Source organism: Arthrobacter sp. H14, assembly GCF_000520495.1.
GTDB lineage: Bacteria > Actinomycetota > Actinomycetes > Actinomycetales > Micrococcaceae > Arthrobacter_C.
In genome coordinates this window covers 27120-40338 of record NZ_KI914621.1, presented here as the reverse complement: position 1 = coordinate 40338, position 13219 = coordinate 27120, and the positions used below count along the sequence as shown (strand labels likewise).

Annotated in this window: 13 protein-coding genes; 11 read left to right on the top strand and 2 right to left on the bottom strand. The window is 60.9% G+C overall.

All coding sequences use genetic code 11. The features are described from left to right. Positions 1-196 precede the first annotated feature (196 nt). Positions 197-448 (top strand): antitoxin, encoded by a 252-nt coding sequence (locus Y707_RS22910; protein ID WP_051441592.1) that lies wholly within the window; start codon positions 197-199, stop codon positions 446-448. A 90-nt stretch (positions 449-538) separates the two neighbouring features. On the opposite strand, the gene zapE is transcribed toward Y707_RS22910, so the two are convergent. After that, on the bottom strand, positions 539-1576 hold the full coding sequence (gene zapE / locus Y707_RS0102460) for a cell division protein ZapE (protein ID WP_026533903.1): 1038 nt from the start codon (positions 1574-1576) through the stop codon (positions 539-541). Between the two features lie 186 nt (positions 1577-1762). Between zapE and Y707_RS0102455 the strand changes: the two genes are divergently transcribed. Continuing rightward, positions 1763-2659, top strand: a complete 897-nt coding sequence (locus Y707_RS0102455) for a sulfurtransferase (protein WP_026533902.1) — start codon at positions 1763-1765, stop codon at positions 2657-2659. Continuing rightward, positions 2656-3111: a SufE family protein gene (locus Y707_RS0102450; RefSeq protein WP_026533901.1), complete on the top strand. Its 456-nt coding sequence runs from the start codon at positions 2656-2658 to the stop codon at positions 3109-3111. The genes Y707_RS0102455 and Y707_RS0102450 overlap by 4 nt, the downstream gene beginning before the upstream one ends. On the opposite strand, the gene Y707_RS22905 is transcribed toward Y707_RS0102450, so the two are convergent. Continuing rightward, positions 3074-4375 (bottom strand): alpha/beta hydrolase family protein, encoded by a 1302-nt coding sequence (locus Y707_RS22905; protein ID WP_051441591.1) that lies wholly within the window; start codon positions 4373-4375, stop codon positions 3074-3076. The genes Y707_RS0102450 and Y707_RS22905 overlap by 38 nt on opposite strands. Positions 4376-4460: 85 nt before the next feature. Here Y707_RS22905 and Y707_RS0102440 point away from each other — a divergent pair, with 85 nt between their 5' ends. From Y707_RS0102440 to Y707_RS0102405, 8 genes are all read left to right on the top strand, one after another. Further along, complete coding sequence (locus tag Y707_RS0102440) at positions 4461-4952, top strand: hypothetical protein (protein ID WP_026533900.1); 492 nt, start codon at positions 4461-4463, stop codon at positions 4950-4952. Between the two features lie 14 nt (positions 4953-4966). After that, complete coding sequence (gene msrB, locus Y707_RS0102435) at positions 4967-5431, top strand: peptide-methionine (R)-S-oxide reductase MsrB (protein WP_026533899.1); 465 nt, start codon at positions 4967-4969, stop codon at positions 5429-5431. Positions 5432-5620: 189 nt separating this feature from the next. Next, positions 5621-6988, top strand: a complete 1368-nt coding sequence (locus Y707_RS0102430; protein WP_026533898.1) for a DUF6421 family protein — start codon at positions 5621-5623, stop codon at positions 6986-6988. Continuing rightward, positions 6985-7719 (top strand): SDR family oxidoreductase, encoded by a 735-nt coding sequence (locus Y707_RS0102425; protein ID WP_155852650.1) that lies wholly within the window; start codon positions 6985-6987, stop codon positions 7717-7719. The genes Y707_RS0102430 and Y707_RS0102425 overlap by 4 nt, the downstream gene beginning before the upstream one ends. 61 nt (positions 7720-7780) lie before the next feature. Continuing rightward, the gene (locus tag Y707_RS0102420; RefSeq protein ID WP_253905036.1) at positions 7781-8836 is read left to right on the top strand and encodes a threonine aldolase family protein; all 1056 of its coding nucleotides are present in this window, start codon (positions 7781-7783) and stop codon (positions 8834-8836) included. Positions 8837-8923: 87 nt separating this feature from the next. Further along, positions 8924-9556 carry a DUF3000 domain-containing protein gene (locus Y707_RS0102415; RefSeq protein ID WP_035780071.1) on the top strand — a complete coding sequence of 211 codons (633 nt, stop codon included), beginning with the start codon at positions 8924-8926 and terminating at the stop codon, positions 9554-9556. Positions 9557-9598: 42 nt separating this feature from the next. Beyond that, positions 9599-10915 carry an HRDC domain-containing protein gene (locus Y707_RS22900; protein ID WP_081744564.1) on the top strand — a complete coding sequence of 439 codons (1317 nt, stop codon included), beginning with the start codon at positions 9599-9601 and terminating at the stop codon, positions 10913-10915. A 135-nt stretch (positions 10916-11050) separates the two neighbouring features. After that, complete coding sequence (locus tag Y707_RS0102405; protein WP_026533894.1) at positions 11051-13195, top strand: 3-hydroxyacyl-CoA dehydrogenase NAD-binding domain-containing protein; 2145 nt, start codon at positions 11051-11053, stop codon at positions 13193-13195. Positions 13196-13219 lie beyond the last annotated feature (24 nt).

Genomic DNA, 13219 nt, shown 5'->3' with positions numbered 1-13219 from the left:
GCCTGAGTGGCTTCCGTGATTCTCCCACAGCACATTCGGCGGCCACAATAATCGCCGTCGGGCCGTTCCGCCTCTGTGCGAGTATTCAGCCTTTGCCGCTGAGTAAGTGGGACGCGCCCTTGGCTGGTGCCGGTGGCGGGCATAAGATAGTTGCGGGAGGGAGCAAATTGGCTCCCTGGAACGAAGGGAGGTGTCCGTGTCTGTTTTTGACGGCTTCAAAGGCAAGGCCTCCGGGCTGAAGGGCAAAGCCACGGACCTCATTGGACAGCATGAGGGCAAGATCCAAAAGGGCATCCAAAAAGCAGGTGATTTCGCGGACCGTAAGTCGGGCGGCAAATATGCCGGAAAAATCGACGGAGTCCGGGAAAAAGCCTCAGGTTTCGTGGAGAAAAACGCCAACCGTGGTGATTCCACCGACGGAACTTCCGGTCCGGTCCCCGGCCCATAAGACCTAAGAAAGTCAAGAAAGCGCTGGTCCTGCCGTTAGGCAGCACCAGCGCTTTCCCGTTAACCGCCTGCTCCAAGGCAACGGAATCGGCTAGGAGGCTTCGCCCTTCTGGCCCTCTCGGACCAGGGCAGTCAGCCGGGACACCGCGCGGTGGTACTTCTTCATGTAACCGCCGGCCATCATTTCTTCTGTGAACAACCGGTCGAACGGGACGCCACTGGCGATAATGGGCACGTCCTTGTCGTACAGCCGATCCGCCAGGACCACGAACCGCAGAGCAACTGACTGCTCCTCGATGGTGCGTACATTCCGCCAGGCCACCGCATCGATGCCGTCGAGCATTTGGCGGTACCGGCTCGGATGTACACCGGACAGATGACGCAGCAGTTCAGGGAAGTCGTCCAGAGCCACCGTGTCATCCGCGAAGTGTTCCTCTATACCCGCTTCGAGCTCGTCTTCTTCAAGTGGTTCCGGTGCTTCAGCCAAACCACGGTGCCGGTAGTCCTCGCCATCGATCCGGATAACTTCAAACTGATCCGCAAGCACCTGGATTTCCCGTTGGAAGTCCACTGCGGCGAACCGGCCTTCTCCTAGAGAGCCAGGCAAAGTGTTCGAGGTCGCCGCCAGCTTGACGCCGGCATCGGCCAATTCGCGCATGAAACGCGACATAAGGACGGTGTCACCGGGATCGTCCAGCTCGAACTCATCAATGCACACGAGCTCGTAATTGCTGAGCGAATCGACAGTTTTCCGGAACGACAGCGCGCCGACCAGATTCGTGTATTCAACGAACGTGCCGAACGCCTTCCGCCCGGGAGAGGCATGCCAGAGTGATGCAAGAAGGTGTGTCTTTCCCACACCGAACCCGCCGTCAAGGTACACCCCCGAGGGGCCATCCGGCTTCTTGGCGCCAAACAATTTTCGGAATCCGGACGGTTCAGGCTGGGCTACCGTGTCGGCAAACTTCTCCAGTTCCTTCACCGCATGCGCCTGGGAAGGCTGGGCAGGGTCCGGCCGGTAACTGGAGAAGGAAACACCGGCAAACCGTGGTGATGGATAGAAGCCGTCCAACAACTCATCCACGGAAACGCTCGGCGTACGCGTTGTCAGATTCTCAATAGTTGCCAAGACGCTGTTCCATTCTGTTCTGCGCCCGCCGGGCACGGTGAAAATTTGTGACACCGCCACGATACGCCAAGGGCGCGCCGTCCTTCGCCGCTATTTTGCGGCCCTCGACGACCCGGTTGGAAGTTTTGGGCCGGCATCATCGTTAGGCTTGAGAGAGGACCTGTTATCAACCGGAAGGCTACAACTGTGCCAGTTTCTGCAGAAACCAACGATAAGTTTGCCGCATACGCGCACCCCGAGCGGCTGGTCAGCACTGAGTGGCTGGCGGATCATCTCGGCGACGACGACCTCGTGGTGGTCGAATCGGATGAGGATATCCTGCTTTATGAAACCGGACACATCCCCGGCGCCGTCAAGGTCGACTGGCACACGGACCTGAATGATGCCGATACCCGCGACTACGTGGACGGTGAAGGATTCGCCGCTCTGATGTCCGTCAAAGGCATCAGCCGCGACAGCACCGTCATCATTTACGGAGACAAAAGCAACTGGTGGGCGGCCTACGCTTTGTGGGTCTTCACGCTGTTCGGACATCAAGACGTCCGGCTTCTCGACGGCGGCCGGGACAAGTGGATAGCCGAGGGTCGCGAAATTTCAACCGTCACTACGCAGGTGGAGAAGTCCGAGTATCCCGTTATAGAACGCAACGATGCACCGGTTCGCGCCTTCAAGGACGACGTTCTGGCGCATTTTGGCAAGCCGCTGATAGATGTTCGCTCGCCCGAAGAATATTCCGGAGTCCGGACCACCATGCCGGCCTACCCCGAAGAAGGAGCCCTGCGCGGCGGTCATATTCCCAGCGCCGCATCCGTCCCTTGGGGCAGGGCAGCGGCTGAAGACGGAACGTTCAAGGACCGGACACAGCTGGAGGACATATACCACAACGACGCCGGCCTCAAGGATGGTGACGACGTCGTTGCCTACTGCCGCATCGGCGAACGTTCAAGTCACACCTGGTTCGTGCTGACGCACCTCCTCGGTTTTGAGAATGTGCGGAACTACGACGGTTCCTGGACTGAGTGGGGCAATGCCGTGCGGGTTCCGATCGTAAAAGGCGAAGCTCCAGGAGAAGCACCTAAATGACTGAGACCGCCACCGAACTCCCTCCACAGCTGGCGGAAATCATCGAGGACTTTCAGGCCCTCGAGGAACCGGACCGGTTGCAACTGCTGCTCGAATTCTCCCGGGATCTGCCGCAACTGCCCGGGCGTCTGGCCGATCATCCTGAACTGCTTGAACAGGTCGTGGAATGCCAGACTCCCCTGTTCCTCGCCGTCGAACTCCAAGAAGAGCCGAAACGGATCGTTCATCTGTTTTTCTCCGCACCGCCGGAGACGCCCACGACGCGGGGTTTCGCAGCCGTGCTGGCGGAAGGACTGGACGGGCTGAGCCCGGAAGAAATCCTCGCCGTGCCCGAAGATGTCCCCGACCGGCTGGGACTCACCCGGGCCATCACACCCCTGCGTATGCGGGGAATGTCGGCCATGTTGGGACGGATTAAGCGGAAGGTTTCGGAGGTTCAGACCGCAACCTAGGTTGCGGAAAGTCCTGGCTGGCCAGCAGCGGCGCCAACCAGTTCTGGACTGTCCGGTCCCATCGTTGCGGATCGACGTTCCATTCCTTGGTGTGCCGGCCCGCCGGAAACTCGACGAAGCTGACGAGACCGGGATTGTTGCGTGCCAGCTGTCTTGAAGGGCCGGAGGGCACGAACTCGTCGGCGCTGCTGTGTATGATCAGCGTTGGTGTATCGAGTTGATCCGACCGCTCCACCCAGTTCATGCTTTTCAGATTCACTGGAGCACCGAGACCAGTCAGCGAGCGGCCCCATGGATGGGTCAAGAGCAGTTGTCCCAGTCGGCCGACCGCCACGGGGATGTAGTTCAGTTTGGCCTGATGCGCCAGCACATCGATCCAGTTGATGACCGGACCGTCCAACACAAGGGCGCGGATCAGATGCTTGTGCCTCGACAAATCCGCCGTCTGCAGGCTGATTGCTCCTCCCATCGACCAGCCAAAAAGGACTACGTCCCTGGCCCCTTTCGTAAATGCATACTCCATGGCGGCCTCGACGTCGCGCCACTCGGTCATGCCGAGACCATAGCGACCGTCATCCGCGGCCGGCGCCTCGCCGTCGTTCCGATAGGAAATCAGCAGGCTCGTCAGACCAATCTCTGCCGTCGTTCGGGCGGCCCGCAAACCCTCGGTTCGGGTCACGCCGCGGCCGTGGACCATGATCGCCCACGTCCGGGAGGTGCCGTCCTTGGATGAAGGAATCAGCCAGGCCGGCGCGCTGCCGCCGTCAACCGGGACATAAGCTTCCGCCCAGTCCAGTCCCAGGTACGAGGGATGCGGATACACAGCTCCGCTCCACCAGCCACGAACGGCCGTGGTGAGATCGCCGCTGTACACCTCCTCCACATCCCGGAGGACAGTATCCTCGCCCGGTGCGTAGGAACGGATTTTCCCGATCCGGGCGTGGCCCCTCCCGCCGTCGAAGTACAGCGAGTATGTTCCTTCCACCGTGGTGTCCTCGTTCGCCGGCAGAACCACGCGGCGCTCGTCCTCCATTCCGGCAACCGCCAAAATGAATAAGTCTTCTTCGCGGAACCGCACAGGTGTAACCACTCTGCGGGCGAAATAGGTTGCCAGCACCGAAGAACCGGCCAGGACCACGGACGTTAAACCGGCGCCAATCGCTGCACCGGAGCTAAGAAGTTTCCATGCATTGCTGCTCCCCCCATGCGACTGTCCGGGTAATGACGACGGCGTATCCCGGGGGCCCCCCAGGAACGACAACATACGTAGCATGATTCCATTCTGGCTGGCCGGCCCGTGCGCGTCGAGGACCTTCGGCGAACGCCCCATCAGGCATTAGGCTATGCCCATGACTGATTCCATTGTTGTGTTGACAGAAGAACCGCTGGTCGAGGCCGACGTCCGTAATCTGGAATCTTTCCACGCCGGGGCTGATCGGCGTTTCATTTTGCTCGTTCCTTCAGACACGGAGCGGCACCTGATCGTGGATTTCCTCGATCAAGTGAGTTTACTGAACATTGGCCAAGCCTTCCGTGACCTCGCCGCCAAACAACCTGATGCGGACAAGAGCCGGCTCAAGGCCGATGCGACCCTGAAAGTTTCGCTTGAGGCACTCCGCACGGCCGGAATCAACGCCGAGGGCCATGTCGTCGGCGCAAATGCCGTGCAGGCACTGGTGGACAAAGTACATGAGCTTGATGCCAGGGAAGCAATTGTCATTACCCGGCCGCATGCTGTGGAAGATACCTTCCATACCGATTGGGCCAGCAAAGCCCAGGACGAGTTGGGACTTCCTGTGTTGCATCTCTACTCAGGATCGGGATACATCGGGGACTCGTGAGCGTTATACACGGCATGGACACGAACCAGAACTCGAAATCGTACCTACAGCAGACACCGGTCCAGAGGACCGACGAACAGTGGCGTGAGGAACTGACTCCTGAAGAGTTCGCTGTCCTGCGCCAGGCAGGCACCGAACGACCTTTCACCGGCGAATACTGGAACAGCCATACCAAGGGCGTTTATCAGTGCCGTGCCTGTGGCGCCGAACTCTTTACCAGTAACGAAAAATTTGACTCGCACTGTGGCTGGCCATCCTTTTTTGCTCCCTTAGCCGAAGAACGCGTCCGTTACATCCGCGACCGTGCCATGGGCATGGAGCGTATCGAGGTGCGCTGCGGTCAGTGTGATTCCCATCTCGGCCACGTCTTCGAAGGCGAAGGCTACGACACACCGACTGACCAGCGCTATTGCATCAACTCGGTATCCATGCGGCTGGTAACCGATGATTCCGTCGGCGGGGATACCCCGGCCAACTAGGCCAAACTCATCAAGTACTGTTCACGGACTGGAGCAAACGGCCCTTGAGCACAAGAGTTACTTACTTTGGAGTTACTTTTAGATAAGTAACACTGATTCTTTGATACGCTTCGAGCAGACCCTTGAAACCTACGGTTTTTCACCCTGCGATGAGAAAGCGAGTCAACGATGACTGAAACCACTCCGGTAATGAGTCCGTCCGGCGCCGGCCCGGAAAATCCTGCTGAACACCCTGCTTGGCAGCGGATTAAAACTGCGGCGGCAACGCTTCAGTCATTGCAGATTAAGGACGGATCCGTACCCGAACGGACGGACCACGTGCAGGCTGCGACCTGTGTGCAGGACATCATCTCCGGCATCCAGGAACTCGCTCCTGCTTTCAGCCACGACGAGCATTACCTCTCGGCCCTGGTCACAGATTTCCGGCGCTGGGCAGACACCGGATTTCCCGAACCCGATTTTCTCGATTCGCTTACGGCCTTCCAACCGCAGCTAAACCGCACCGACGGCCTCAAGCACCTGGTCGTCTTCCCGATGTATACCCAGAACGGCAGTTCCGAACGGCTGATTGAGGCCGTGCTGGTGGAGGTTATCTGGCCGGAATTCATCTCCGAACTGGAAGAAGGCAGTTACTCCAACAAGCTGTTTGTCCCGATCCGCTTCCTCGATTTCACTTCCGGCTACGACACGAATTCGGCTGTGCTGTTCCCGGAGACGGTTGCGGTGCGCCAGACGCCGAAGTTCAACTGGGGCGCCATCTTTGCAGACCGTGAGGCTGCCCGTTTCCGCAAGGTCGTGCGTGCAGCGGCGGAGATCACTTCACTCGAACTTCCGGATGATGCGGCGCTGCTGCTGGAGGACCAGTCGACGATGGAGAAGACGTTCGTCATGTGGGATCTGATTCATGACCGCACCCACATGCGCGGCGACCTGCCCTTCGACCCCTTCATGATCAAACAACGCATGCCCTACTTCCTCTACTCCCTGGAAGAGCTGCGGTGCGACCTGACAGCCTTCCGTGAGTCGGTCCGTCTCGAGCATGACAGTCAGGCCACAGACGAAACCCGGGAGTATGCGAAGCGGGTGCAGTACGCCGTCATCTTCGACCGGATTTTCCGTTTTGCCATTACCGGAAACCGGGTGCGCAACTACGACGGTCTGGGCGGGCAGTTGTTGTTCGCCTGGATGCACCAGCACCACGTCCTGCACTGGACGGACGGGAAAATGACCATTTATTGGGATGAAGTGCCCAACGTTGTTATTGCCCTTGGCCAGCAGATTGAAGATCTCTACTGGCGCTCCATAGACCGTCCCAAAACGGCACACTGGTTGGCAGCTTATGAAATGATCACCGGAACGTTGACGCCCAATCCGGCTTCCGTTTGGGCGAAGCGACCGGACTCTCTGCCACTCGATGGTCCGCCGCGGGGGCTGACCGACCAGGTTCTCGATGACGAGTTCCCGCTGTCCATGTTCTATGAGGCGTTGAACCGTAAGATGAAGGAAGTGATTGAATCCACCGCCGGCATCACCGGCACGACGAAGGACATTGCGTGACAGTACTGGCACATAACCCCACGGTCCTGATTGCCGGGGCGACCAGCCCCTCCGGCGCTGCCACGGCGGCGGCGTTGAGCGAAGCAGGCGCCTCGGTCATCGCAGTGGGAACCAATCCCGACCGGCTGCACCGGCTTAGCGCTGTGGCGGAAGGGGTTACGGGTTATGTTTGCAATTTGTCCGACGCCGAAGAGGTCGACTCATTTGCCGCGCAGCTCCACAATGATTCCGGTCCCATCGACGGGCTGATCCACCTTGTCGGCGGGTGGCGCGGCGGTGAAGGAATTCCCGGCCAGAGCGACGAAGACTGGGACTACCTGCACAGCCACGTGTTCACCACCCTGCGCAATACCAGCCGAACGTTCTATCCGGACTTACTGGCCTCCGATGCCGGGAGGATGGCAATCGTCTCCTCGACGGCGGCGGCAAAGCCAACGGCGTCGGGCGCCAACTACTCCGCTGCCAAAGCTGCGGCAGAGGCGTGGACCATGGCCGTCGCCGATGGGTTCCGGCGTGCACAATCGGGCCGCAAAGAGGATCCCGAGCCGCAACGCGCTGCCGCTGCTGCCTTCATCATCAAGGCACTCGTCGACGACACTATGCGGGAGGCGGACCCGGAACGGGCCTTCGCCGGCTACACAGACGTGCGCCAACTCGGGGAAGCCTTCGTGGAATTCATGACCGTGGACGCCGCCACGGCCAACGGAACGCGCATCCCGCTCAACAATTGATCAGTGCCGCTGGCGAATGCGTGATACTGGAATGGTGACTGAAACTATTGTGAACTCCCCCATGCAACTGCACGACGCCGGTGTCCGAGGCTTCGCTTCGGATAACTATTCCGGTGTACACCCGGAAATCCTCCAGGCGCTTGCCGCCGCCAACGGCGGCCATCAGCCGGCCTATGGCGCAGACCAATACACTGACCGCCTGCAGGACGTTATGGCGTCCCACTTCGGCGATGGCGTGGAAGCATTCCCGGTGTTTAACGGAACGGGCGCCAACGTGCTCAGCCTGCAGTCCCTGCTCCCCCGCTGGGGCGCAGTCGTCTGCGCCACCACAGCGCATATCAATACGGATGAGAATGGTGCGCCGGAGCGGGTCGCGGGCATCAAGTTGCTCCAGGTTTCCACCCCCGACGGCAAGCTCACCCCGGAGCTGATCGACGAACAGGCCTGGGGCTGGGGCGACGAGCACCGGGCCCAACCGTTAGCCGTGTCGATTACTCAGAGCACGGAACTGGGAACGACTTACACGGTCGAGGAGGTCAGGGCGATCGCCGACCATGTCCACGCACGCGGCATGTCACTCCATATGGATGGGGCCAGGATCGCCAATGCGGCGGCCTACCTTGGCGTCCCGCTGCGGACTTTCACCCGCGACGCCGGTGTCGACGTATTGTCCTTCGGCGGAACAAAGAACGGGCTGCTCTTTGGCGAGTGCGTCGTCGTGCTGAATCCGGAAGCCTGTTCCGGCCTGCCTTTCCTCCGCAAGCTCAATATGCAGTTGGCTTCGAAAATGCGCTTTCTCTCGGCCCAGCTGATCGCACTGCTCGACGGCGATCTATGGATCCGTTCGGCGAGTCACTCAAACGCCATGGCCGTCCGCCTGCGGGAGGCTGTTGACGCGCTCGATGGCGTCAAGGCGACCCAGCCGACGCAGGCGAACGCCGTCTTCGCGGTTCTTCCGAAAGGTGTTGCTGACCGCCTGCGGGAGTTGTTCAGGTTCTACGACTGGAACCCGGCCACCGGCGAGGTGCGCTGGATGTGTTCGTTTGATACGACCGAAGAGGACATCGAGACCTTTATTGCCGCCTTGCGGCGGGAAATGTCCGGATACCAACGGTAGGCGGACGTCACCGAATCGATATATCGCTGATCGGCGCGCCTGAACAATTTTGTCGTAGGCAGAGCATAATCTGCCAAGGTGAGCGCGATTGGCGACCTCTCGCAGGTTCCCCCTGATTTCCTGACAGCACTGTCAAGCCTCCGGAAGGCCCAGTGCCGCCCCGAGCTGCACTTGGAAGAGTTGCCGGCACCATCGAGGCTTGCACCCTTCGCCGTTGCCCTCGGCGCCGAGGTATTCGCCACCACCGGCTCCACGGCGCGAAGGCCTGTCCATGGTCCGGCAATAGCTGCATCATCCGACCATACGGACACGGAACTGGCAAGTGGCCGGTTCATCCTGCTCCATGATCCGGAGGGCTCCGAGATTTGGGACGGCACCTTCCGGATCGTCACTTATATCCGGGCCGAGCTTGAACCGGACATCGGCAATGACCAACTGCTCGGGTCCGTGGCGTGGACTTGGCTTGTCGAGGCTCTTGAAGCTCATCGGGCACCCTACCAGTCCGCTGGAGGAACAGCGACACGGATTCTCTCCGAGACATACGGCACGCTGGCCGAACGGGACGACTCCATTGACATTGAGTTGCGGGCCTCCTGGACGCCGTCGACCGCGGATGTACAGTCACATCTGGAGGCATGGTCCGACATGGTCTGCACCTTTGCCGGCCTGCCGCCGCTGCCGGAGGGCGTCACACCCTTGGGACACCGCCGTCGGAGCTGAAGACTGCACGCCGGTGCGAACTCTGGATAAGGTGGGGGGATCATGACTTCGCAGAACCCGGACGGACCTACACCCGCGACCCCAGATGAGTCAGCGGAGCCGCAGAACGAAGTCACGGCGCTCACCGAACCCCGCGAAGGCGTTCCGCTTGTCATCTCCACTGCCGAGGGTCTGCAGCGGGCCGCCGTCGCGCTGGCATCCGGAACCGGCCCGGCAGCGGTGGATGCGGAACGAGCCTCCGGGTTCCGTTATGGACAACGGGCATTCCTGGTGCAGATCCGGCGTGAGGGCGCCCGAACGTGGCTGATAGATCCGGAACCGTTCGATGATTTGAAAATAATCGACGAGGCACTTTCCGGGGTCGAGTGGATCCTGCATGCGGCAAGTCAGGACCTGCCCTGCCTGTCGGAACTGGGCATGTGGCCTGACAAGCTGTTCGATACCGAGCTCGCCGCCCGCTTGGCCGGGCTGCCCCGCGTCGGACTGGCAGCGGTGATCGGGAATTTGCTGGGCTTTGGCCTGGCCAAGGAGCATTCAGCGGTGGATTGGTCCACCCGGCCGTTGCCGCAATCGTGGCTGGGATACGCCGCTTTGGATGTGGAAGTACTGATAGAGCTGCGCCACGAATTGGGCAACGTTCTGTCGAAATCGGGGAAGTTGACCTTCGCCGAAGAGGAATTCGAAGCCATCCGGGAGGCAGGTGTATCTGAGCCGCGCGTTGATCCCTGGCGGCGAACCTCGGGAATGCACCAGATCCGCGACCGGCGCCAACTCGAGGCGGTGCGCCGGCTCTGGCTCGAACGTGAACAGCTGGCCCGGAAGCGCGATGTAGCGCCGGGACGATTGATCCCCGATTCGGCCATCGTCGCGGCGGCAAAGGCCATGCCAACGACCGTTCCACAACTGCTGGCAACAAATGGTTTCCACGGCCGCGCCGCCAAACGGGAGGCGCCGCGCTGGCTGCGGTGCATCGAAGGCGCGGCCCGGGCCGAGAACCTGCCGCCCCTGCATCTGGTAACCAACACTCCTCCTCCCCCACGCGTCTGGCCGGATCGGGATCCTGTGGCCGCCGCCCGCCTTTCCACGGCCAAGGCACGCCTGGCCACCATGGCGGGTACCCTCGAGATGCCGGTGGAAAACCTTTTAACACCGGACACCCTCCGGCGGCTGGCGTGGCGTCCCCCGCAACCGATCAACGCCGGTGCTATCGCCGAAAGGCTTCGGTCCCTCGGGGCACGGAACTGGCAGATCGAAATGACCGCTGCTGCCATCACTGACGCCTTCCTCGACCCTGCCCCGCTGCCGGTAAAGGGAGAGAAGAAGCCCGACGACGGCCCGGTCGCCGAAAGCGGCCCATAGCAGTCACTTTGCGGTTTTGCCCGAAGAAGTTACTAATGAGTAACATGGCTCTGAGATGATCTGCACCACCCGCGCAACCACAACAAAACACGACGCCGGACCGATCTATCGTCTGGTGACAGCGGAGGAGAACGCATGAGCGCCCAGGACTTCCAGACCCTTGCCGATGCCTTCGGCGGGGAAATCGTTACGCATTCCCACGTAAAGGATGTTGACCTGCCCAACGGAGCGGGAAAACTCGCCCTCATCACTCTCGATAATGACCTGGATCCCAAGCGGCCCACGACGTTGGGGCCCTCGACCCTCGTTGAGCTCGGCAAAACCCTTGAGGGGCTTCAGCAGCGGGCGGCCGCCGGCGGACTGGCCGGAGTCGGCATTACCGGAAAGCCAAACTTCTTTGTCGCCGGCGCCGACCTTTCAGCCGTCAAATCCATCACTGAACGCGAGCACGGCGTCCAGATGGCGAGGCTGGGGCACTACGTGTTCGGCTTGCTGGGAAACATGGGAGTCCCAAGCTTTGCCTTCATCAACGGTGTTGCTTTGGGAGGCGGGCTGGAGGTTGCCTTAAATGCCAATTACCGGACGGTGTCCTCTGCAGCTGGCGCGCTGGCACTGCCGGAAACGTACCTCGGCCTCGTTCCCGGCTGGGGCGGAATCTACCTGCTGCCGCGCCTGGTCGGGCCGGAAAATGCAGTCAAAGTTCTGATCGAGAACGCCTTGAACCAGAACCGCACGCTTTCCGGCGCGGCCGCATACGAGGTGGGCATCGCTAATGTCCTCTTTGAACCGGACGAATTCCTGGAACAGTCCCTGGCATGGGCGGGCCGGGTCATAGCCGGCGACACTGACACCACCGGCGCGGTTGAACAACGACGCAAGGACCATAGCGGCACCGGCGGCGATTGGGATGCCGCAGTTGCCCGGGGCAGGGCCTTTGTCGAAGCCAAGACGTCGAATGCCGCCCCGGCTCCTGCCCGCGCGCTGGATCTGTTCGAGGCCGGAAAGAACTGGACCCAGGCTGAGTCGGCGGAGCAGGAAGATCTCGCATTGGCTGACCTGATGCAGACGAACGAGTTCCGTGCGACGGTCTACGCGTTCCTCGACCTTGTCCAGAAACGTGCCAAACGTCCCGCCGGCGCGCCGGATAAGGCGCTGGCCCGGCCGGTCAACAAGGTCGGTATTGTCGGCGCTGGCCTGATGGCAAGCCAACTGGCGCTGCTGTTCGCCCGCCAGTTGCGCATCCCGATCGTGATAACAGATATCGACCAGGAACGCGTTAACAAGGGCGTGCAGTACGTGCACGGCGAGATCGATAAGCTGCTGCAAAAGAAACGCATCTCCGCCGACGCCGCCGACCAGGCGAAGTCGCTGGTCACAGGTTCGGTGGACAAGTCCGAATTCGCGGACGCCGACTTCGTCATCGAGGCGGTTTTTGAGGAACTCTCGGTCAAGAAGCAGGTCTTCGCCGAAGTCGAGGACGTTGTCTCCCGGGAATGCATCCTCGCCACCAACACCTCTTCATTGTCGGTCACCGCCATGGCTGAAGATCTGAAGCATCCGGAACGGCTCATCGGTTTCCACTTCTTCAACCCTGTTGCCGTCATGCCGCTGCTGGAAATTGTCCGCGCCCCGGATACCGGCGAGGAGGTGCTCGCCACAGCCTTCGAAGTCGCGCGAAACTTGAAAAAGAACGCGGTATTGGTCAAGGACGCGGCCGCCTTTGTCGTCAACCGCGTCCTCGGCCGGATGTTCGGTGAAATCACCAAAGTTTTCGATGAAGGCACCGACGCGGAGACTGCGGACAACGCCCTGCGTCCCATGGGCCTGCCACTTTCTCCGTTCAAACTGCTCGCCCTCGTGGGGCTCCCCGTTGGCCAGCATGTGCAGGAGTCTTTGCACGCGGCCTTCGGTGATCGTTTCCATGTTTCGCAAAACCAACAGAAACTGATTGATACCGGCGTTAAGGGACTCTGGGAGAAGGAGGAAGACGGAACCCTATATGTTCCGGACTCCACGCTGGTTCTGCTGGAGCGCGGCACGTCGCCGTCCAGCCCGGAAGAGGTGCTGCAGCGCACCCAGGATGCCTTGGCAGACGAAATCGGGCGAATGCTCGACGAAGGCGTGGTAGCGGCCGCCCAGGACATCGACCTCTGCATGATCCTCGGCGCCGGATGGCCGCTGCATCTGGGCGGCATCACACCGTACCTCGACCGCACCGGTGCCTCGGAGCGGGTCAATGGGAAGCGCTTCCTGGAACCGGGCGTCGCCTCCAAACCGTGATGGACGACGGCGGGCAGCGGCCAA